The 23,035-nt window shown below is 49.2% G+C and carries 20 protein-coding genes and 1 tRNA gene; 11 read left to right on the forward strand and 10 right to left on the reverse strand.

The window, feature by feature from the left end; genetic code table 11:
* Positions 1–172: 172 nt before the first annotated feature.
* The 7 genes from RGU75_RS04690 to RGU75_RS04720 all read right to left on the reverse strand — a co-directional run bounded on the left by RGU75_RS04690 (position 173) and on the right by RGU75_RS04720 (position 8,641).
* Entirely contained in the window at positions 173–814 is a 642-nt protein-coding gene (locus RGU75_RS04690) for a sterol-binding protein (RefSeq protein WP_322233459.1), read from the reverse strand.
* Positions 815–1,079: 265 nt separating this feature from the next.
* A complete protein-coding gene (locus RGU75_RS04695) occupies positions 1,080–2,003 on the reverse strand; it encodes a Tim44-like domain-containing protein (protein ID WP_322233461.1) in 924 nt (307 codons plus the stop codon).
* Positions 2,004–2,023: 20 nt separating this feature from the next.
* Positions 2,024–2,758: a bifunctional demethylmenaquinone methyltransferase/2-methoxy-6-polyprenyl-1,4-benzoquinol methylase UbiE gene (ubiE, locus tag RGU75_RS04700; RefSeq protein WP_322233463.1), complete on the reverse strand. Its 735-nt coding sequence runs from the start codon at positions 2,756–2,758 to the stop codon at positions 2,024–2,026.
* Between the two features lie 192 nt (positions 2,759–2,950).
* Entirely contained in the window at positions 2,951–3,508 is a 558-nt protein-coding gene (locus RGU75_RS04705) for a phosphonate degradation HD-domain oxygenase (protein WP_322233465.1), read from the reverse strand.
* A 187-nt stretch (positions 3,509–3,695) separates the two neighbouring features.
* A complete protein-coding gene (locus tag RGU75_RS04710) occupies positions 3,696–4,127 on the reverse strand; it encodes a DUF971 domain-containing protein (RefSeq protein WP_322233467.1) in 432 nt (143 codons plus the stop codon).
* A 69-nt stretch (positions 4,128–4,196) separates the two neighbouring features.
* Entirely contained in the window at positions 4,197–4,622 is a 426-nt protein-coding gene (locus RGU75_RS04715) for an HIT family protein (protein ID WP_322233469.1), read from the reverse strand.
* Positions 4,623–4,624: 2 nt separating this feature from the next.
* A complete protein-coding gene (locus tag RGU75_RS04720) occupies positions 4,625–8,641 on the reverse strand; it encodes an FAD/FMN-binding oxidoreductase (RefSeq protein ID WP_322233471.1) in 4,017 nt (1,338 codons plus the stop codon).
* Between the two features lie 434 nt (positions 8,642–9,075).
* On the opposite strand from RGU75_RS04720, the gene RGU75_RS04725 reads away from it, so the two are divergent.
* The gene (locus tag RGU75_RS04725; protein WP_322233473.1) at positions 9,076–9,231 is read left to right on the forward strand and encodes a hypothetical protein; all 156 of its coding nucleotides are present in this window, start codon (positions 9,076–9,078) and stop codon (positions 9,229–9,231) included.
* A gap of 84 nt (positions 9,232–9,315) precedes the next feature.
* On the opposite strand, the gene RGU75_RS04730 is transcribed toward RGU75_RS04725, so the two are convergent.
* Positions 9,316–9,807, reverse strand: a complete 492-nt coding sequence (locus RGU75_RS04730; RefSeq protein WP_322233475.1) for a YqaA family protein — start codon at positions 9,805–9,807, stop codon at positions 9,316–9,318.
* Positions 9,808–10,036: 229 nt separating this feature from the next.
* Between RGU75_RS04730 and ilvA the strand changes: the two genes are divergently transcribed.
* The 6 genes from ilvA to rapZ all read left to right on the forward strand — a co-directional run bounded on the left by ilvA (position 10,037) and on the right by rapZ (position 16,567).
* Positions 10,037–11,563: a threonine ammonia-lyase, biosynthetic gene (ilvA, locus tag RGU75_RS04735; RefSeq protein ID WP_322233477.1), complete on the forward strand. Its 1,527-nt coding sequence runs from the start codon at positions 10,037–10,039 to the stop codon at positions 11,561–11,563.
* A 351-nt stretch (positions 11,564–11,914) separates the two neighbouring features.
* Entirely contained in the window at positions 11,915–12,751 is an 837-nt protein-coding gene (queF, locus tag RGU75_RS04740; protein ID WP_322233479.1) for an NADPH-dependent 7-cyano-7-deazaguanine reductase QueF, read from the forward strand.
* Positions 12,752–13,039: 288 nt separating this feature from the next.
* A complete protein-coding gene (locus tag RGU75_RS04745; protein ID WP_322233481.1) occupies positions 13,040–13,585 on the forward strand; it encodes a hypothetical protein in 546 nt (181 codons plus the stop codon).
* 116 nt (positions 13,586–13,701) lie between these two features.
* Positions 13,702–14,178: a PTS sugar transporter subunit IIA gene (locus tag RGU75_RS04750; protein ID WP_322233483.1), complete on the forward strand. Its 477-nt coding sequence runs from the start codon at positions 13,702–13,704 to the stop codon at positions 14,176–14,178.
* Between the two features lie 323 nt (positions 14,179–14,501).
* Entirely contained in the window at positions 14,502–15,452 is a 951-nt protein-coding gene (gene hprK, locus RGU75_RS04755) for an HPr(Ser) kinase/phosphatase (protein WP_205323068.1), read from the forward strand.
* A gap of 239 nt (positions 15,453–15,691) precedes the next feature.
* Positions 15,692–16,567, forward strand: coding sequence for an RNase adapter RapZ (gene rapZ, locus RGU75_RS04760; RefSeq protein ID WP_322233486.1), 876 nt, complete (start codon positions 15,692–15,694; stop codon positions 16,565–16,567).
* Positions 16,568–16,645: 78 nt separating this feature from the next.
* Here the strand turns inward: rapZ and mutY are convergent, their stop codons facing one another.
* Positions 16,646–17,755, reverse strand: coding sequence for an A/G-specific adenine glycosylase (gene mutY, locus RGU75_RS04765; protein WP_322240240.1), 1,110 nt, complete (start codon positions 17,753–17,755; stop codon positions 16,646–16,648).
* A 320-nt stretch (positions 17,756–18,075) separates the two neighbouring features.
* The gene (mutM, locus tag RGU75_RS04770) at positions 18,076–18,897 is read right to left on the reverse strand and encodes a bifunctional DNA-formamidopyrimidine glycosylase/DNA-(apurinic or apyrimidinic site) lyase (protein ID WP_322233487.1); all 822 of its coding nucleotides are present in this window, start codon (positions 18,895–18,897) and stop codon (positions 18,076–18,078) included.
* A gap of 393 nt (positions 18,898–19,290) precedes the next feature.
* Here mutM and RGU75_RS04775 point away from each other — a divergent pair, with 393 nt between their 5' ends.
* The 4 genes from RGU75_RS04775 (at position 19,291) to RGU75_RS04790 (ending at position 22,968) form a co-directional block, all read left to right on the forward strand.
* The gene (locus RGU75_RS04775) at positions 19,291–21,084 is read left to right on the forward strand and encodes a tetratricopeptide repeat protein (protein ID WP_322233489.1); all 1,794 of its coding nucleotides are present in this window, start codon (positions 19,291–19,293) and stop codon (positions 21,082–21,084) included.
* A 35-nt stretch (positions 21,085–21,119) separates the two neighbouring features.
* A complete protein-coding gene (locus tag RGU75_RS04780) occupies positions 21,120–21,836 on the forward strand; it encodes an outer membrane lipoprotein LolB (RefSeq protein ID WP_322233491.1) in 717 nt (238 codons plus the stop codon).
* Positions 21,837–21,948: 112 nt separating this feature from the next.
* Positions 21,949–22,812, forward strand: a complete 864-nt coding sequence (gene ispE / locus RGU75_RS04785) for a 4-(cytidine 5'-diphospho)-2-C-methyl-D-erythritol kinase (RefSeq protein WP_322240242.1) — start codon at positions 21,949–21,951, stop codon at positions 22,810–22,812.
* 79 nt (positions 22,813–22,891) lie between these two features.
* Positions 22,892–22,968 (forward strand) — tRNA-Gln (locus tag RGU75_RS04790).
* Positions 22,969–23,035: the final 67 nt, after the last annotated feature.

Here is a 23,035-nt window from a genome sequence, read left to right on the forward strand (position 1 = left end):
GTATTTTGCATTTGACCTCTTTCAAAAACTGACGCACGGTACGACGGCTGCACTGTCCAATGTGCTAAGCGGCGCTAGCCATTCTGATACTGGCAATCTTTCTGTTTTTAGAGACCATTCTATTCGCTGCGCTATTACTCCCAATCATCTACACACCTAGATGCTACGGTTTCTAGGCAGAACCGGCATTTATGCGTTCAATACGCTCAATTCGTTTGATCAACCGCTCGACGTCATCGCGTAATATCGTGACCTCTTGCGTAAAATCAGAAACCGCATGCGGGCGTACTAGCAACGGTTTTTCCTCAAGGAAATATTCGGCCACGTTTTCTGCCAACTTTTTGTGCGTCGTCTGCACTGTCTGTAACGTTGACTTTGCCATCGAGACCAGGCGCGTGGCGGCAATATCACCGAACAACTTACTCAGGTCTTGTTCAGCATCCCACCGCAAACCTAAGCCAACTTGAGAAATCGCATTAGCGAAGTCTGCATCGCCTTCAATAGTGACATAAGAAAATGCTCGTTCGGGATTTTGCGCCATTAATGGCAAATCCGACAATTTCATCCGTATGGTGACATTTGGGGCCAAAATGGATGCTGATGCTGATGCTGATGCTGATGCTGATGCTGATGCCGATTCCACTTTCGTAACTGGTGCCTGCAAGAAGCCGTCTGGCGTAATTTGCCACTTCAGCACTATTGCACCACTATCGATGTAAGCGATCTTGTCAGCATGCGCGGCAAGTTTACGTTGAGCCCAAGGTTCTTGGGTAAGCAAATGGTTAACAGCTGCGGTAAGAGGCGTAAAGTTCAAGGGAAAAGTCCTGGTCACAAAACAAAACCGCCCGTGACAATTCACGGGCGGTCTAAGTTTATCAGAAGCTGTTTAAAACTGACGGCGCATCTCGCATCAGAGTGCTACTTATAGGAAAACGCTTAACCAAAAACGTCTCCGTCCATTCAGGCGGGTCTTCCGTCAATACGTCATCGGTACATCGCTGCGCGGCGTATTGGGCGTACAACAGTGCAAAAAACCATAATGTCCCTGAATCCGTATTGCACCGTTCTAAACAACGCACTTAATTGACTTGCTGAATCCCCGCCAAAATCCAACCGCCCGGCCCCGACACTGGCTTCGATAGATTCCAGACTTCTGTGAACGGCTCGGCTGACGCTTCCGGTGCTTCTTTAATCAAGCCACTGAATTTAACGCTGGCAAGATAATGATCATTCACCGTTTCGATGCCCATTAGCTCGCCATCGAGTTGCACCACGTCCGTGTTATTGGCTGACGCGCCGCGTTCTTGCAGTTGCATTTTTAACTCGCCGAACATTTCTGGCGAAGTAAACTCTCGTATATCACTGGTGTCAGCTTTATCCCACGCGGCTTGCAGACGGATGAAATAGGTTTTTGCACTCCGCACGAAGCCAGGAACGTCGAAATCTGCTGGAACGCCCCAAGGGGCGCTAGCATGTCCGGCGACCGGCGTGTCAGTTTGAAACGCCGCTGGTCGCGCCGGTTCGAGGCGTGAGCCTATTTCCGGCGTGAAACCTGTATTGTTATTATCGTTAGCGGCACGCGTACTTCCAGGGCTATCGGAATAGGCATTTGGATAGGCTGGCGCGGGATCGCTATTTCGGCGCATTACCATGCGGACCACAAAAATCACAACAAACGCTAATAAAATGATCATCAGGAATGATCCGCCAACACCGCCCATACCAAAATGGGACATCAAAGCGCCCAAACCCAAGCCTAACAATGCGCCGCCGATGATGCCTCTCAATGGACTGGCAGGTTTAGGGGCTACGCCGGGCGCTGCCGCTGGTGCAGCAGGGCGAGCGAAATTTTGTTGCGATGGACTACTCGGCACTGAGCGTGAAATCCCGGAAGACTGTTTGCCGAACGAACCGCCACCGCCCAATCGTCGAGCTTCTGCACTTGATATCGTCAGCGACAACGCACTGACAATCAACATTAATATCACTAATAATTTTTTCATGCTGCCTCCTGGCAGAGTACTTACAGTTTGATCCCGGTGTGCAACGCAGCCACACCAGCGGTTAAATTAAAATACTGGACACGCGCAAGTCCCGCATCCTGCATCATTTTTTTCAGCGTTTCCTGATCTGGATGCATACGGATTGACTCGGCCAGATAGCGGTAACTTTCAGCGTCGTTGGCAATTTTTTTGCCCAACCAGGGTAATACTGAAAACGAATACACGTCATAAGGCTTTTTCAATTGCTCACAGACTTTCGAAAATTCCAGCACCAACAGTTTGCCGCCCGGCTTAAGAACACGGCGCATTTCTGACAACGCCACATCCTTATGGGTCATATTGCGCAAACCAAAGGCAACTGACACGCGATCAAAGTAATTGTCCGGAAATGGCAATTTCTCGGCATCACAAAGCAAAGTGGGGGTTGATAACCCAGTATTCAAGACGCGATCGCGTCCAACTCGCAGCATTGACTCATTGATGTCGGTTAACCAAACTTCACCGCTCGGCCCAGCGCGTTTAGCGAAGGCTTTAGCCAGATCGCCGGTTCCACCAGCAATATCCAACACTTTAAATCCGGGACGTATGGCAGCCTGCGCGATTGTGAACGCTTTCCATAGCCGATGCATGCCAGCCGACATCAAATCGTTCATGACGTCGTATTTAGCCGCGACCGAATGAAAAACTTCGGCGACTTTATGCACCTTGTCTTCTTCAGCGACAGTTTTGTAACCGAAATGGGTAGTATTGGTCATATCGATAACCTTATTAAGACAGGGTTGCATTATACAAGCCCGCTGTAGATGTTGTTGTCAAAGAGAGAATCGAAGACAATTACTTGTAGTGGCAGTTTCCTACCCGAAGCGAGGTCGTGCAGCTTAATCAATAGGCTTAAACACCCTCTGGTCCAGACATGCGTTCCATCCGCTTTAGGGAACATCGCGCCATTAGCTGGTAACTTTAGTTAATGCGCAATCAGCCATCAACGTAGCAAAATAAGGCATCGCTGGCGTTACCATATCAGCGTCCTTAGCCAAATCATCCCACAAACGCAAGCTAACGGCATCTGCGGCGTAAGGGCGCGCGATAAACTCTGCCGCGGCGTGGGTGGAAAATACGCCGCCTTGCAGGGCAAGACTCCGCTTGGAATCGTCCGATAGCTGGTCGTAATAGGTTGAATCGATCGCACACAAATAGCGTTTGGCATCCACGTGCATGCGAATCGGCTCTAACACCGCAGGGCTAAACAAACCCCGCAAATAAGGAATGGCAAAATATTGATGGGTATCGTCGATTCCACGTTCCGATGGTGTCTCGCCCTGAGGGTTGAGCAAGTGTCCCAGATCGTGCAGTAAAGCGGCGCAGATCAGTTCTGACGTTGCACCGGCCTGTGCCGCAAGTGTTGCCGTTTGCAAAGCATGTTCACGCTGCGATACCGGTTCGCCCGAATACATAGCGTGGCCTCCGTCTTCAAACAGCCCGCAAATTTCTGGTATCGACAGCATTGAATTTAGCCTCAGTGAGTACACAGCTACACGAAAATATCTTCAAATAATATTCGTCCTGAATGGCCAATTTGTACGAACATGCCCTCCTTGGCAACACTATTTTAAGCCTCGTCGCGATACATTGCTGCCGCTAAGCCTAACGGTAGCAGGACCAATAACTGTATTGGCATGCAATCGTTAAGACTTAACCGCAACCATGGCCGCCTGCCTTTTTGGCAGTCATCGATAAATCCCGCCCCGCATCACGTCCGTGCCCGGCATCGTCCAAACGACGCAAATATTCTTCCCAGAGCGCATCTTGTTCCTGACCTAATTTATATAAATAGGCCCACGTAAAAATACCGCTTTCATGACCATCCGAAAAGGTCGGTTTAACGGCGTAGTTACCAACCGGATCAAGCGCTGCCAAGGTAATACCGCGCTTGCCTGTTTGCAATGTTTCCTGACCTTCGCCGTGACCTTGTACATCGGCCGAAGGCGAATAGACGCGCATCATTTCAAACGGCAACGAGAACGTCTTACCGTCATCAAAAACGACTTCCAATACGCCTGATTTTTGATGGGCGGTAAATGATACGGGAATCGGAGTAGGAGCAGATTGTTTGGAGCCGAGCATGGTGTATCCGTATATAAATTAAAGTGCGACGTATTAATGTGAAAATTAATGCAAACCAAAAGGTGCGTATTAAAGTTGCAAAAGCGCTGCTCGCAATGACGGCAATAACGCCTGACGGGCGGCCAGCACAGCCGAGGGTGTCGTTTGTTGAATCGTTCCCCATACTGGTTGCGGGAAATGCACGTCATCCAAATAGCGCGGAATCACATGCCAATGCACATGCGGCGTCATGTTGCCGAAGCAAGCAAGATTGATTTTTTCCGGCTGCATGACCGCCCTTATCGCCTGCTCAACTCGCCATATAGCGCGCATCAAACCATCACGATCGTCAGCGGACAAATCGGTCATTTCCTTCACATGCGCATGCCAGATAACCCGACAAAATCCTGGATATTGGGCATCATCGACCAATACCACGCGATATTTGTCGTTACGAGAGAGCACTTCTCCGCCCTCGCTTGCGCACAATTCACAACCCGCAGAACTGGCCGTCATGGTTATACCAACACGCGTTCTATGCCGCCGCTATTGGCGCGGTTGACGTAATCCGGCAACCAGTTTTCGCCCAATAAATGCTTCGCCATTTCGACCACGATGTAATCTGCAGTCGTGCCGGAGTCATCGTTGTAACGCGTTAGCCCTTGCAAACAAGATGGGCACGATGTCAGAATTTTGACTTCGCCGGTGAAACCATCCGCGCGCACTTTATCCGCACCGCTGATCATCTCTTCTTCCTTGCGGAAGCGCACTTGCGTTGATACGTCCGGACGGCTCACGCCAAAAGTACCGGATTCACCACAGCAGCGATCATTTTTCTCGATCTTCTGATTGTCTATAGTCGTGATTAACGCATTCACGGTTTTCAGTGGGTCTTGCAACTTCATCGGCGAATGGCAAGGGTCGTGATACATATAACGCGTGCCGTTAACACCTTCCAGTTTAAGATTTTTTTCCAGCAAATATTCATGGATATCGATGATGCGACAGCCGGGGAATATTTTCTCAAACTCATAACCCTGAAGTTGATCATAGCAAGTACCGCAAGACACGATGACAGTTTTGATGTCGAGGTAATTTAAGGTGTTCGCCATCCGATGAAACAACACCCGATTATCGGTGATGATCTTCTCGGCTTTGTCGAAATCGCCAGAACCACGTTGCGGGTAACCACAGCACAAATAGCCAGGTGGCAACACCGTTTGTACGCCAACGTGCCACAACATTGCTTGCGTCGCCAGACCAACTTGCGAGAACAGGCGTTCCGAACCGCAACCGGGGAAGTAAAACACTGCTTCGGTTTCGGCCGTCGTTGTCTGCGGGTCCCGAATGATCGGAATCACTTTATCGTCTTCAATATCCAGTAACGCGCGCGCGGTCTTCTTCGGCAAATTACCTGGCATTTTCTTGTTAATAAAGTGAATGACCTGTTCTTTAATTGGTGCTTTGCCAATCGTTGACGGTGGCGCTTTAGTCTGCTTTTTGGCAAACTTTTTCAGCACTTCGTTACCTAGTCGTTGTGCCTTAAAGCCCCAATCGGTCATCACTTTGCGGGTCATGTTGATCGTCGCAGGATCTTTGGCATTCAGGAAAAACATCGCCGCTGTCGTGCCCGGATTAAACGATTTTTTGTCCATCTTACGCAGCAGATTACGCATGTTCATCGACACTTCACCAAAGTCGATATCGACCGGACAAGGCGTCAAACACTTGTGACAGACGGTGCAATGATCCGCGACGTCTTCAAACTCTTCCCAATGCTTGATCGAAATGCCGCGCCGTGTCTGCTCTTCATATAAGAAGGCTTCGACCAGCAACGAAGTCGCCAGAATCTTATTGCGAGGCGAGTACAGCAAGTTGGCGCGAGGCACGTGCGTTGCACAAACCGGCTTGCACTTACCGCAGCGCAAGCAATCCTTGATACTGGTAGCAATCGCGCCGATGTCGCTTTGCTGCATGATCAGCGATTCGTGTCCCATCAAGCCGAACGACGGCGTGTAAGCATTGCTTAAATCAGCTTCAAGGCCCGGCAAATTCAGTAATTTACCTTTGTTAAAACGTCCTTCTGGATCGACGCGTAATTTGTAATCGCGGAAATCCTTGATTTCATCTTCGGTCAAAAACTCCAGCTTGGTAATGCCGATGCCATGCTCACCCGAAATCACGCCATCCAGCGAACGCGCCAACTTCATAATGCGCGCAACTGCAGCGTGTGCGTCCTGCAACATGTCGTAGTGATCGGAGTTCACCGGCAAGTTGGTATGGACATTGCCATCACCGGCGTGCATGTGAAGCGCGACAAATACACGGCCACGCAATACTGTTTTATGAATAGCCGTGCATTCGTCCAATATCAACTTGAACGCGCCACCATTGAAAATCTGGCGCAATTGCGCACGGACTTCCTGCTTCCAGGAGATGCTGACGGTGCGGTCCTGAACCACGTCAAATAAACGTGCATCGGGTTGCTGAATCAAGCGCTGCTCAAACACCGCACTTAATTTATCCAGACCCAATGCTGCTAATTCCGCCTTTACGTCGGCCAGCGGTGCATCCAGTTGCTGCAAAAGATACGTCCAGCGCAGCTTCGCCTTTGCCAGCAAATCCTGCGCTTGAGGAACCCGTTGTTCCATCAACTCTGCGCCAGCGATATCATCGCCATCGGACTCTTCGCTTTTACCCAAAGGCAAATTACCTTTGGCAAAAAAGACTTGCAATTGATCTAACAACTGCAACTTGTTTTTGATCGATAACTCAATATTGATGCGTTCGATACCGTCGGTGTATTCGCCCATCCGATTGAGCGGAATGACCACGTCTTCATTAATTTTAAAGGCGTTGGTATGCTTGGAAATAGCCGCGGTACGTGAGCGATCGAGCCAGAATTTCTTCCGCGCTTCTGGACTAACGGCAACAAACCCTTCACCAACACGGTTATTCGCCAGACGCACGACTTCCGACGCTGCGTGTGCGACAGCGTTTTCATCGTCACCCACAATGTCGCCAAACAAGGCCATTTTCGGCAACACGCCGCGCTTGGACTTGGTCGAATAACCGACTGCGCGCAAATACCGCTCATCGAGATGTTCAAGACCGGCGAGGCGAATCGACGTAAATCCTTCGCCTTTTGCGGGAAGACCGTCGAGATAGTTTTTGATCTCAACGATCGATGGAATCGCATCGCGTGCCTGACCGAAAAACTCCAGACAGACGGTACGGGTGAACTTTGGCATTTTATGCAAAATCCACACGCCGGACGTGATCAGCCCGTCGCAACCTTCCTTTTGAATACCAGGCAAACCGGCTAAAAATTTATCCGTAACATCCTTGCCTAAACCCTCCTTGCGGAAAGTGCCGCCGGGTATTTCAAGAATTTCAGTCTTGAACGTCGCTTCTGCCGGATGTCCTTTTGCCGCCGGATGCCGCCATTCCAGTTTAAAACGCGCTAAAGGCGTGTCATGAATTTTGCCAAGATTGTGATCCAGTCGCGTGACATCCAGCCAATCGCCGTTTGGATCGACCATGCGCCAGCTTGCCAAATTATCAATGGCAGTGCCCCATAACAAGGCCTTTTTACCACCCGCATTCATGGCAATATTGCCGCCGATGCAGGATGCGGATGCCGAGGTTGGGTCAACCGCAAAAACGAAACCGGCCTTTTCAGCCGCATCCGCTACGCGCTTGGTTACTACACCAGCGCCGGAGAAAATAGTCGCGTATTCCGTTTGCAGACCTGGCAATACAGCCATTTCCACTTCGCCGAGTTGTTCCAGCTTTTCGGTATTGATTACTGCTGAAAACGGTGTGAGCGGAATCGCACCGCCCGTGTAACCGGTGCCGCCGCCACGCGGAATAATGGTCAGACCGAGTTCGATACAACCTTTGACCAGTCCCGCCATCTCATCTTCGCTGTCGGGTGTCAGGACCACAAACGGATACTCAACGCGCCAGTCGGTAGCATCTGTTACGTGCGATACACGTGACAGTCCGTCGAACTTGATGTTGTCTTTGGCGGTATAGCGCCCCAAAATTTTATTGGTGCGTTTACGCAAATCATAAGTCTGACGGAACTCGTCCGAAAATTTGCTAATAGCCAAACGTGCAGCCTCGACCAATGCTTCCACCTTGGCGCTACGGCGGATCGCGTCGTCGTCATGATCTTGCGCGTGTGCGATATCCAGACGACGCTTATCGACTTCTGCCAAACGATGGTTCAGCGCGTCAATCAGCGCCTGCCGACGTTTTGGATTGTCGAGCATATCGTCTTGCAAATAGGGATTGCGACGTACGACCCAAATATCGCCCAAGACTTCGTACAGCATACGTGCTGAGCGACCGGTCTGACGTTTGGAACGTAATTCATCGAGCAACGCCCACGAAGCTTCACCGAGGAGCCGAATGACAATTTCACGATCTGAAAAAGAGGTGTAATTGTAGGGAATCTCGCGCACGCGCGTAGGGGTTGCACCGTGTGGTGCATCTGATACTAGAGCTTGGATTTGTACTGGGGCGTTCATTTATATAGAGAGTGTAGGCTGCCGCTGAGTAAGCATTTTAGCCTATAGCGAAGAGTCGCGACGACAAGCTAGTGTTTGTGCGACATCAATTTGTGCATGGCCGCAATTTCAGCATCAAAATCCGTAGATTAGAATGGTTAAAATGATAACTAAAATCGCATTTGTGAAAAATTATATCTTTACAAAAATAATAGATTGCGTCATAGCAATAAGCAATTGAATCGATAAAAACAATCAACTATTAATAATTAATAGTTTTATTTTATAATTAATGTATCGCACAATCATACGAAAGCAATTATGTGGCATCAATTTATGATCGTCATCTTCGACAACGTTGCTGTCACACTCGCCGAATACGCCGAGTGCAAAGGCTAGCAGTCGGCTTATTCAGCTTAGCGCTATAACCTTTCTCATTGAACTGGAGTCTAAACATGCGCACTCGTCATCAAGTACTTACCAATCGCTACTCTGGCCTTTCTCACTTGCTAAGCGCACAACCTTGGCAAGTCCGTATCGTGCCGCCACTGGTCATGTTGTTGATCACTCCCGCATTGGCTGGCATCTTTCTGCATGGACTTATTGTATAAACAATCCGTTTCATCTGGTTAGCAATGCGTGATACGTATTATTTATACACCAGAATTACGCCATTAATTCAGAATATGGCGCTGTTAAAACAGCCAGTGCGCGAGCTGCCGCCAGAATCCATCCGGTAATGACATAAGTATCCATGTCATAGCGATATAACGTAAAAATTTGCCGATTGCCATATACATGACGCTTGGCCAGAACGACAAATGCAACCAACCTGCCAAAGTGCAAATGGGGTCGCCGATAATCGGTAACCAGCTCAATAGCATCGTTTTTGGGCCGTAATGCTCCAACCAATGGAACCAACGACTTTTGCGTTCGCGTGCAAATGCCTGCTTGGCGCTGTACCCCATCCAATAGTCCAATGCGCCACCGAGTGTATTCCCAGCGGTGGCGACCACGATGACGGACCAATAAAGCGCACCGTTAGCTTTGATGACCGCAAACACGGCGGGCTCTGAGCCCATTGGTAACAAAGTGGCGGATACAAAACTGACGATGAACACCGACCATAACCCAACGGTCGGTATCGCAAGCACGCCTAACGCCCATACAACAGCTGATTCAATCATAAAAATTTAAAAAGAAGGGGTTAAAAAAGGGCGCATGCTTTTAAAACAAGTGCCGAATACCTACCGAAATAACGACTAAATAGCAGCTTATAAAGCCATTCACGCCAACACGCAAAGCGGTCCATTATAATGATCGGCTGTCTACATTTCGGATAGACCTTAAACTTGACCTGGCGCTAGCGATTCAGGAGCTTCCTAATCTGCCGCAGCGCGCTAATTTGACCTGACCATGACTACAGATTATTTGCAGCAAATCTTGACCGCCCGCGTCTATGACGTCGCGCAGGAAACGCCACTTGAACTGGCGCGGACGCTGTCTCTGAAGATGGAGAACCAGATTTATTTCAAGCGCGAAGATATGCATAGCGTGTTTAGTTTTAAATTGCGCGGCGCATATAACAAAATGGCGAGCTTGACTCCGCAGCAACTCAAACGCGGCGTCATTTGTGCGTCCGCGGGTAATCATGCCCAAGGTCTGGCTTTGTCGGCATCTAAACTTGGTTGTCGCGCCATGATCGTTATGCCGACCACAACACCTCTGGTCAAGGTCGATGCTGTACGCGCCCGTGGCGGCGAAGTAGTGCTGTTTGGAGATTCGTACACCGAAGCCTATAACCACGCATTAACGCTGCAGAAAAAACATAAGCTGACCTTTGTGCATCCATTTGATGACCCACACGTCATTGCAGGTCAGGGTACAGTCGGCATGGAAATTCTGCGCCAGCATGCAGCACCAATTCACGCAATTTTCGTCCCTATTGGTGGCGGTGGCTTGATTGCAGGAATCGCCGCCTACGTCAAAGCGGTGCGGCCCGAAATCAAGGTGATCGGCGTCCAGACGGTCGATTCGGATGCGATGGCGCGCAGTCTTAAAGCGGGTCGCCGGATTACTTTAGCCGATGTAGGGCTATTTGCCGACGGCACTGCCGTCAAACTTGTCGGGGAAGAAACGTTTCGTCTCGCCAAACTGTATGTCGATGAAGTCATTCTGGTCGACACATTCGCAGTTTGTACCGCCATTAAAGATGTATTTCAGGACACGCGAAGTATTCTAGAACCATCCGGAGCGTTGTCAGTAGCCGGTGCCAAAGCCTATATCGAGCGCGCTAAAGGCACCCGCAAGCCGATTAAAAATCAAGTGCTGATTACCATCGCTTCCGGTGCCAATATGAACTTTGATCGGTTGCGATTCGTCTCTGAAATGGCAGATATCGGCCAATCGCGCGAAGCGGTATTTGCCGTCACGATACCAGAGGAACGCGGAAGTTTCGGTCGTTTTTGCAAATTGGTTGGTGATCGCAACGTCACTGAATTCAACTATCGCATCAGTGACGAAAAAGCTGCGCACGTTTTTGTCGGCGTGCAAACCTCAACGTACGATGAGTCTGGACAGATCGCCAAAAATTTCGAGAAGCATGGTTTCAGCACGCTTGATCTGACCCATGATGAACTAGCCAAAGTACATATCCGCCATCTGGTTGGTGGCAAAAGTGCGCTGGCGCATGATGAGTTGTTATATCGCTTTGAATTTCCTGAGCGTCCGGGCGCGCTGACGCGCTTTCTTGACTGTATGGCACCAAACTGGAATATAAGCCTATTCCATTATCGGAGCCAAGGTGGCGACGTTGGCCGTATCTTAATTGGCCTGCAAGTGCCGAAAAAGGAAATGAAAGCATTCCGTGGCTTCCTGGATAATCTAGGTTATCGCTATTGGGATGAAAGTGAGAACCCTGTCTATAAACTGTTTTTGGGATAAACTATATCTGGAATAAAGTGTCGTGATGGAAAATAATTCGGATCACTACGCAATCCCTTCATCAAAGAAATACAACGTATTTTGTTAACTATTTTTGACCTTAACCAAGGTTCATGTCTGTATGTTTATTGACCGCCAAGCTTATGTCCTGGCGGTCAAACGGTGAGTCGTTGAATCATTATGCTCGATCATTGCGTTTGATCGTTACTATCAGACCGACAACGACTACCCCGTTGATAGCGCTTCGATAAAGTTTTTTTCAATCTATATTTTCTCAAAATTCTCCATGCCACACTGGAGTTCTGGCTTTGCCGGCAATCGACGAATACGCATTTACGCACCATCAAAATCATGAACGCTCCCATTACGCCAGAATTCTCGCCGTTAGGAAAAGTTGCCACTTACACAGCTGAATACGACCCAACGTTATTGTTTTCTATCGCACGCGCTGGCAAGCGCGAAGAAATCGGGATTCGCGGCGCATTGCCGTTTTTCGGTGTCGATATCTGGAATGCGTATGAAGTATCGTGGCTCAATTTGCGTGGTAAACCGCAAGTAGCCATCGCAACCATCACGGCACCGGCGGACTCCCCGAACATCATCGAATCGAAGTCTTTCAAGCTATATCTGAACTCCTTCAATCAGACAAAATTAGCCGATACCGATGCATTGCTGGCGTTATTGCGTGCCGATTTATCGCTTGGATTTGGTACTACCGTACAGGTAATGCTGACCACAGCGGATGCATTTGCCGCTCAAATGATCAAGGAGCCGCAAGGAATATTGCTAGATCGACTAGATATTGACGTCACCGACTATCAGCCAAAACCATCTTTATTAAAAACCGACCGACATGCCATCCCCGTCAATGAAACACTTATATCGCATTTGCTCAAGTCGAATTGCTTGGTCACCGGGCAACCGGATTGGGGCAGCGTACAAATTCAATATGTCGGTACGCCCATCGATCAGGAAGGCTTACTACAGTACTTAATCAGTTTTCGCGATCACAATGAATTTCATGAACAATGCGTCGAACGCATTTTTATGGACATCATGCAACAGTGCTCGCCTCAAAAATTATCCGTTTATGCGCGTTACACCCGTCGAGGCGGATTGGATATTAATCCTTGGCGTTGCAACTTTTCAGGTCCACCACCATCCAATCGTCGTCTCGCACGTCAGTAGCATCTATTTTTCTTCTATGTACACCTTTGATTGCTCATTGTCGAATCCGCAACTGATGCATCACCTAAATGCATCGTTTAAGGCATAGAACAGTCGCTTCGCCGAAGCACTGTTTTTTGCACCAACACCTGAACAAAAATAAAAACCGATCATCATCGTTATTTTTGCATCCAAAAAATGACGTTGCCGAGTGGGAAATGTTGCTTCCACTTTTTTGCTATTTTTAATGAGTCCCTTATGGTACAAAAAAACTACTTATATTATATAAAAGCTACGATTACTCTGATCATGATGCTTTGCTTTACCACCTCTTACGCCCAAGAAGCACAAGAAACCAGCGACAGCGCCGGTTGGTGGCAACAAACTAAAAACCGTCTTGGCAACATTACCGACAATGGCGCAGAGGAAGTGTATTTATCCGGCTACGCCTATCATGGTCGGAATACCTACACTGCCGAACGGATCAGGGAGTTGAACGAAAAAGCATGGGGCATAGGCGGTGGGCGCACATTCCGCAATGCTGATGGAAATGACGAATCACTGTATTTTTTCGGGATTCGTGATTCGCACTTTAAACCACAATTAATGGCTGGATACGCCTACGAATGGGTCTTTAATGTGCCAAAAACGCCAATCGAATTTAGCGCTGGTTACACTGCTATGTTAGTCAGTCGCCAAGATTATTTCGGTGGTTTCCCGTTTCCACTGCCTTTGCCAATTGCCGGAATCGGGACAAAAAAAGCGAAATTGATGGCCTCGTATATTCCACGCTTATCCAGCAACAAGGGTAATGGCGATGTACTGTTGTTGTTTGCTCGCTTTGAGGTCGACTAAATAGCTGCTTAAAATATAACGTTTACGTCAACCAATGCGGCAACTAGGTGCTACGAGTCAGATTCAGGCCTATAATTCTGCACAACATCACTACAGTGCAGAAACTGATTCGTAAAATGACTAATCTCGCAAAAATCCTGCCATTACAAAACGTTGTACTGGATCTGGAAGTTTCCAGTAAAAAACGTGCTTTCGAACAAGCTGGACTCATGTTCGAAAACAATTGCGGCATTGCGCGCTCGACCGTCTCAGACAACCTGTTTGCGCGCGAAAGACTCGGCTCAACCGGGCTTGGTCACGGTGTTGCAGTACCGCACGGACGTGTCAAAGGTTTGAAGGCGCCGCTCGCTGCTTTTGTGCGGTTAGCCCAGCCGATTCCGTTTGAATCACCCGACGGTGAGCCAGTCGGTTTGCTGGTATTTTTGCTCGTCCCGGATCATGCGACGCAACACCATCTTGAAATCCTATCGGAAGTAGCAGAAATGTTTTCCAGCGATACTTTTAGGGAGATACTGAATACCGATCCTGATCCGCTTTCAATTCATGCAAAGCTCATTGGATGGCAGCCAATGAGCGCCGAAAATGCGACCTAAAAGGATGCAAAATAGGCCATGATTAAATGAGATTAAAAAAATAACAATAAATAAACAAGCCTCGATACGCAGTTATAAGGACTTACACAAATTGTACACGCCGGGCATGCAGACGAAAACAATCCTAAGATAAGTCTAATAAAAGAATGTGAAGGCACTGGCAGCACGAAAGACAGTACAAAATATCATGATTTATTTGTAAAAACCGGCGTATTGGGGTGAGCGCATGCAACTCCCGATTGTAGTTAATTCGCGGCGACATCCAGATTAATCGCAGGCGGTCACTCAATGCGCAGCCCTTTAACTGTTCAAACTGCCCTCCTATGCCCTCAAGTACGCCTTTATCCATTCAACAACTATACGAAGACAATCGCGAGTCGCTACAACTCGGCTGGTTTGCCGGTTTTCCGGGCGGCGAACGCCTGATTTCAGGAGATGCGGCATCGGCAGCCGATCAAGTCGGCCATTTGAATCTGATCCATCCCGGACGAATTCAGGTTTTTGGTCATCAGGAAACGCAATACTACAAACGCCTGTCTGAGACGTCACGCGCGTATCAAACGTCAGAGTTGGTCGCTGGTGCGCCACCGGCATTTATCATCGCGCAAGGACTGGCCACGCCGCCCGACATTCTGGATATTTGCGACGAAAAAAATATACCTTTATTCTCGACACCGCTGCCGGCCGCGCAGGTAATCGATTATTTACGCGTCTATTTATCAAAAAAATTAGCACAACGCATCACCATGCATGGCGTATTTATGGACGTACTCGGCGTTGGTGTACTCATTACCGGCGAATCCGGCCTCGGCAAAAGCGAACTTGGGCTTGAACTAATCTCGCGTAGTCACGGCCTGGTGGCTGACGATGCGGTCGAATTTGCCCGCATTGCGCCAAATATGATCGAAGGTCGCTGCCCGCCATTGCTACAAAACCTTTTAGAAGTGCGCGGCTTGGGTCTGCTAGATATCAAAACGATCTTTGGTGAAACTGCGGTCCGCCGCAAAATGCGCCTGAAACTGATCGTCCATCTGGTGCGTCGCGCCACTTTGGAAGAAAACTATGAACGCCTGCCGCTTGATGCGCATTACGATGATGTCCTGGGACTCCCAGTGCGCAAAGTGATCATACCGGTCGCCGCCGGTCGCAATATAGCGGTACTACTCGAAGCGGCGGTGCGCAATACCATTTTGCAATTGCGCGGCATCGACACGCTTAAAGACTTCATCGCGCGCCAACGCGCAGTCATGGACAGCGAAAGCGATATTTATTAAAGTAGTATTCGGGCAAAATAAGCACACGTGAAACGTTGGCGTGCCTCTGCACGCATTCCAAATGTGAAATTATTTCGCCAGATATGTTATGTTTCCCTACCAGACCACGTCCAACAGGGTTGACGCAACCGGTTTCGACGACTCTGATTGGCGCTGTATTGACGCCTGCTTGACCCTTATTTTGCACAAGCATCTTTAGCAATTTCGGTAAAAACACGACTCATGCGACCTATTAGACTATGCGAATAATTCTCATCACTGGCATTTCCGGCTCCGGAAAATCTGTCGCCCTTCGCGTTTTAGAGGATGCTGGCTACTTCTGCGTCGACAATTTGCCACCGACTTTATTACGGGAATTGGTCGCAACCCGCGTCGACGAGGACATCCAAATGCTCGCAGTTGCCACCGACGCACGTAGCGCCGATTCGTTGGCACGGCTTCCTTCCGATATTAAACAGCTAAAAGCCCAAGGTCATGACGTCAAAGTTATTTTTCTGACCGCCCAAACCGAAGCATTGATCGCACGCTTTTCTGAGACTCGCCGTAGTCATCCGTTATCGCATCGCTTACGTCCCGGCCAGAATCCCTCAGACCGTATGACGCTGACCGAATGCATCATTGGGGAACGTGAGTTGCTGGTAGACATTGAAGGTCTTGGTCATATCATCGACACGTCTGATTTGAGTACCAACAAACTACGCGGCTGGATCAAAGATCTGGTCGATACCGAACACGCCCCGCTGACGTTGCTGTTCGAATCGTTCGCTTTCAAGCATGGCGTGCCACTCGATGCGGATCTGGTGTTTGACGTCCGCATGCTGCCCAATCCACACTACGATCCGGTCCTGCGCCCGTTGAACGGTCGCGATCAACCGGTCATCGATTTTCTTGACGAGTTGCCGCAGGTCGCGGAGTTACTGCACGACATAGCAGGCTTCATCAGCAAATGGCTTCCGTCCTTTAAACAAGACAATCGTAGCTATCTAACGGTCGCGATCGGTTGTACCGGCGGACAACATCGGTCCGTTTATATGGTCGAACATCTTGCCCAACATTTTGAAACGACCGAGCATGTAGTCCGGCGTCATCGACAACTTAGCCACGTTGTCAGTTAATTGAGCGACCTATGTCGTTCAATTAATATCTGATCAGGTTTGATGACGCAGTGGCGCATTAAACATTTCGTAGTGCGCTTACACAAAAAGATCAGCCTGGCGAAACACTGCCAGCAATAATTTTTTGACTGGCGCTGGCAACGGTGCATCTGCTAATTTTTCTGCCGAATACCAAACATACGCTGATTGCGCCGCCATATTAAGTCGGCGTTCAAGCCGGATTTCATAAGGGGAAATCTGAAGCTTGAAATGGGTGAAAACATGCAGGAAAGACTGTAATGGCTCACACGAAGCCACCGTACCAAAGGGGGCTGTCAGCCGCGTCACTGATGATTCAATATCATGCTCCATATCGAACTCTGGCAGCGATAATAATCCGCCCCAAATACCGCTATCTGGTCGTTGCTCCAGAAGTACCTGGTTTCCATCAACAATCACCAACATACACGTTTGCTTCTCTGGAATTGTCTTTTTCGGCTTACGCACAGGCAACTCCGCCACTCTATTAGTCGCCAGCGCAACGCAACGTTGCGCCAAGGGACAAGCCATACAAGACGGTTTGCTGCGCGTGCAAAGTGTTGCTCCTAAATCCATCAGGCCTTGAGTATAAGATTCGACACCTTGCTCCGGCAACAAATCCACAGCCCGACGCCACATGGGTAACTCAATTTGCTTAGCGCCGGGGTAACCGTCAATACCGAATACGCGAGCGAATACGCGTTTGACATTACCATCCAAAATAGCTGCGCGCACACCGTAGGAAAACGCAACGATGGCCGCAGCGGTCGACCGTCCGATGCCAGGCAAATCTTCTAGCAATAAGGGATCGCTGGGAAATACACCACCGTACTCCGCCACAACGCGCTGCGCGCAGCGATGCAAATTGCGGGCGCGCGTGTAGTAACCCAATCCAGCCCAATGCGCCATCACATCTTCACTCGGCGCTTCTGCCAGACTGTGCAGGCTTGGAAAGCGCACCATAAACTTTTGATAATAAGGAATTACCGCTGTCACTTGTGTCTGCTGAAGCATGATTTCCGAGAGCCAGACACGATAGGGATCACGCGTATTTTGCCAAGGTAACGCGTGCCGTCCGTGCTGTTTCTGCCATCTAATCACAGCATCAGAAAACGTGGGATCAACGTAATGGACGAGGTGCTGATTGTTGTCTGATAGGGTCTTGCTCACGTCCGCGGCAACGACACCTTCAGCACTATTGGCAGCGATATTATTCGCAATAAGGACGCCATCACTGGCAAGAGAATTCTTCACGACACGCTTCATTTATACGGCTACTTTCAACGATTGTTTTGTGGGTTAAGCCCATCTGGCGGCGCTTATTTATGCGAAGTCAGCCTCAATTTTGCCCCATTCAACGCATTTGCCTCACTCCGATGCAGATTCGATTTTCTATTTAAAACTAGCAATCGGTAACTTCTGGTCTTCGAATAAAGGTCAGTATAGTAAGCGGCTCCGATACGCCGCAGATTAATTGCCATTACTTAATTTTATTTTTGACACGTTTTACAATAAAAAGTCGAACGCTGCCCTTGCTTCATTTGCTCGATCAACGAACCGCAGACCCGACAAGGCTCTCCGGCACGATCATAGACAAAATAACTCTGTTGAAAATAGCCAGAGCGGCCATCAGCACCAACAAAATCCCGCAAAGTGCTGCCGCCTTTTTCGATAGCACGCGCGAGAATATCGCGGATCGCGCTGGCTAATTTAGCATACCGCGCCTTGCCGATCCTCTGTGCGGCAGTCTTTGGATTGATGCCCGCCTCAAATAAACTTTCACACGCATAAATATTGCCAACACCAACAACAATATCTCCAGCCAACAATACCTGCTTGATCGGTGCGCTGCGATGACGTGTTTGGGCGTACAAAATATCGCCTGAAAAAACATCTTCTAACGGTTCCAGTCCAAGCTTGGCCAACAAGACATGCTGCGCAACCGGGCCGTCTTCCATAGCATGCCAGAGTACTGCGCCAAAACGACGTGGGTCGTTCATCCGCATCAACTGCTGACCAACAACTAAATCGAAATGATCATGCTTTTTGGGGAGCGTTGCCAGTGGCAAAATACGCAAATTTCCTGACATGCCAAGGTGAACGATCAAGGTACCATGATCAAAATGAATCAATAAATATTTACCACGTCGGCCCGTACCGCGAACCGTGCGACCGCTCAGACTTAACGACAGTTCCAAGGGAAAAGGCCAACGCAGTCCACTCCGCCGTAACACTACTTCGGTAACCATCTTGCCTTCAATATAAGGCGCGACCCCACGTCTCGTCACTTCAACTTCTGGGAGTTCTGGCATAACGTACACGCATTCAAAAAAGTTAGATGATGATAACCCGATGATATCACTTTGAAAATCAGCCCATTATCTTACTGCGTAGTCACGAGTGACCATCGATTTGGCGCTCACTTCGCAATAAACACACGAACACACCTCAAAATGCCGGGTGCATTTCAGCTATGCCGTTTTTTACGCGACGTTATTGTGAACTTGGAATAGACCAGCGCCGTTAAGGCCGCAAATAGTAAGCGGATTCTAAGATAACGCGTAAACTGCAATCCCGTGGGGCAGTCGCACATTCCGCTCTGGTTGGGCGTAAAATCAAGGCTAACTTTAAAAAGTTTAGCTGCAGCAAACACTGATTTTATTAGAACTGCCCTACAACTCTGCTTTGCTAGTCAGGATAATGCCTTGAAAAAAGCTCTTGCCATTGTAACGCTCTCGACCTTGTTGTCTGCATGTGCAGGCCTGGCGCCAACCAATAGCACCGGTGATACGAAAGATACGCCCACCGAAAAAATGGCGTCGTCTGCGCCAAAATCGGATGACGACACATCCGATGCCAACGTTAAGAAGGCCGATGAGCACCTACCGTTGGTCGAATTAACCAGTGAAATTTTGTTCAAAGAGTTGAGCTCTGAGATCGCATTTCAGCGCGGCAACTGGCAATCAGCCTACGTCACATTAATGAGTGTGGCTAAACAGACCCGCGATCCGCGTCCGGCCCGTCGCGCTGCCGAAATGGCACTCAGCGCCAAACAAGCCGGCGACGCATTGGTCGCCATTCGCTTGTGGCGTGAACTTGCCCCCGATTCAGAAGAGGCAACACAGTATTTTCTCGGCTTCATCATACTGAGCAATAATCTGGCAGAAGCACAGCCAATTTTGGAACAGCGAGTGGCGAATGCCACGCCGCAAACGCGCGGATTGATCATCTTCCAAATTCAGCGTCTGTTAAGTCGCGCGCAAGACAAAGTCGCTGCCATGCGGATGCTCGAAACCATTGTAGCGCCGTATTTAAGCATGCCGGAAGCGCATCTGGCGCTGGCGCAATCAGCTTTCTCGAATGGCGACAGTCCTCGCGCAATCGAAGAAGCCAATCTCGGATTGCAACTGAAACCGGATTCTGAGCTGGCGATCCTGACTGTGGCGCAAGTCGCACCAGACAAAGTAATTGCAGGCAAAGCACTAACCGATTTTCTCGCGTCCCACCCTAAAGCGCGTGAAGTCCGCATCGCCTATGCACGCACTTTGGTCGAACAAAAAGAATACGATAAGGCCCGCGCTCAATTTGAAATATTACTTAAAACTGACAAAGAGGATTTGACCACGCTGTTGGCCCTCGGTTTGCTTAACGCCCAAATTGGCGACACCAAAACGGCCGAAAAATACCTCACCCAATATGTTGATAAACTCGAAACGCATCCAGACGAAAATCGCGATAACACCCAAGCGCTTCAGATTTTGGCCCAAATGGCTGCAGAGCGAAATGATATTGACGGCGCACTCAAATGGCTCGCCAAGGTTGGTCCGGGTGAAGCTTACCTTGACACCCAGTTAAGACGCGCGCAATTAATAGCGAAACGTGGCGATATCGATGGCGCTAGAAAAGTTCTGGCACAAATCGAAACCAATGGCGAGGGCGAAGAAGTTCAGGTTACACAAGTCGACGCACAATTCTTGCGCGATGCGAATCGCAATATAGAAGCGCTACACGTTCTCGAAGTCGCGCTCAAACACTATCCAAAAAATACCGATCTGTTGTACGACTATGCCATGGTGGCGGAGAAACTCGACAAAGTTGCTGTCATGGAGACATCGCTGCGCAAATTGATCGAAATTGCACCTAATAGCCAGCAAGCGTACAACGCACTGGGTTACTCGCTCGCCGAGCGCAATATTCGGCTCCCGGAAGCGTTGGTTCTTATTAAGAAAGCGCTGTCACTTGCCCCTCAAGACCCATTTATTCTCGATAGCATGGGATGGGTAGAATTTCGGATGGGCAATCTGACAGAGGCAGAAGTCCACCTGCGCGCGGCTTACGGTAAATTACCCGATGTTGAAATCGGCGTTCATTTAGGGGAAGTCTTATGGACTACCGGAAAAAAAGAAGAAGCACAAAAGATATGGCGCGAACTCCGGGCCAAAGATCCTAAAAACGCCGCATTAACCAGCACGCTGACACGCCTGCACGTCCGCCTATGATAATGCCTTGGATTGTCCGCCTTTGGCAGCAGAGGATGAGCACAGACATCCCGTCAGGGTTGAATGCGTTGATTTCCAGCGGCGGACTGGGATTTCATCGGAAATTAGCGCAGTTGACAAAGCGCACTACTTTTACCGCCATTAGCCTGGCTGCCGCTTTGACGATCAGCGGTTGCGCGGCACTCACAACGCCTGCGCCACCACCCGCTTCAGCTATTAATGGCGTTAGTCGTTCGTATCATCAGGCGATTGATTTAAGTGGGCGGTTGTCGGTCCGCTATCAACAGGATGGCAAAGAACAAGCGCTGCACGGCAGCTTCACCTGGGCGCAAACTAGCCAGCACACGCTCGTTACGTTGCTTTCCCCGCTGGGTCAAACTTTGGCGACCATTGATATAACACCCAAACAATCAACTCTTCATCAAGCCGGTCAGCCATCACGCACGGCAGCAGATGTCGATCTATTGACCGCGCAAGCACTGGGATGGCCACTGCCCATTGCGGGTCTGCGGGACTGGTTGCAGGGCTTTGGTACTGATGTCAATAGCAAACCCTTTAACGTCAATCCGGCCAGCGATAACGGGGTGACAACCGTTACTACCACCGATCACTGGTCCATTCAATATGCTAGTTGGCAGCCTGCAGAAGGCGCCGCCAACCCCCTGCCGAAACGCATTGATCTGACGCGCAATACCGCGCAAGCTGGCGACGTGGCTATCCGTATCGTGATTGATAGCGCGCAGCCGCACTAAATCGTGCCATTGCATTCTTACAGACCAAAGCGGTCAGTGAGATTGCGAATGGATGGCCTTAATTCAGCATGTGCGCCATTTTCGGCGCTTATTACCCGCACCTTTATCCGTTATGACCCGTACGCTTAAAAACTGCCCTGCTCCTGCCAAATTAAACCTTTTCCTGCACGTTAATGGGCGGCGCGCAGACGGATATCATCTATTGCAGACAGTGTTTCAATTGCTTGATTACTGTGATCTGCTGGACTTCGAAACACGGGACGACGGGATCATTCAACGTATTACCGACATTCCAGGTATACCGGCGGAAACTGACCTGATCGTGCGCGCGGCAAAATTGCTACAAACGGCGATGCAAAAAAAATTAGGTCAACCACCACCCGGCGCCAACATTACCGTAAACAAAATATTGCCGATGGGCGGTGGTCTGGGAGGCGGCTCATCGGATGCCGCAACGACACTAATGGCACTAAATCACCTATGGGACGGTGGTTTCAGCCGCGCAGAGTTAATGGTGATCGGGCTGCAATTAGGAGCGGATGTACCATTTTTTATATTCGGTCAAAATGCATTTGCCGAGGGTGTTGGCGAGACGCTGATGCCAGTCGATACCCGGGATTACTGGTACATCGTCATCGAACCCGGCGTTCAAATTTCCACTTCGTTAATATTTTCGTCAGAAGAATTGACACGGACGACAAAATTGGTCAAAATAGCGGACTTTTCAGGGCATCAGGATTGCTTCGGAAAGAATGATTTACAAATCGTTGCTACCAAGCTTTTTCCAGCTGTTGCCGAAGTCATTAATTGGCTGAACGCATATGGAAATGCGCGGATGACCGGTTCTGGTGCATGCGTCTTCTGCGCCTTTGAACAGGAAAGTCAAGCCGATGAAGTACTGAAATTAGTACCTCAACGTTGGAAAGTGTGGAAAGCTAAAGGAATAAGCTTCCATCCTTTAAAAGATTTGCTATAATCTGGTCCCTAATTCGTTGGTCATGAAATGCAAGCGCTAGATTAGCGCATTGACGATTTTGATCGACAACAAGTTGCGTAGGGGAGTCGCCAAGTTGGTTAAGGCACTGGATTTTGATTCCAGCATTCGAAGGTTCGAGTCCTTCCTCCCCTGCCATAAAGTTCTTGTGCTATCCGTATCTGTTGGTAGTACAAAATAATTAACACCAAGGCAGCAAGAGAAA

The sequence above is a fragment of the Glaciimonas sp. CA11.2 genome (assembly GCF_034314045.1).
Taxonomy (GTDB): domain Bacteria; phylum Pseudomonadota; class Gammaproteobacteria; order Burkholderiales; family Burkholderiaceae_D; genus Glaciimonas.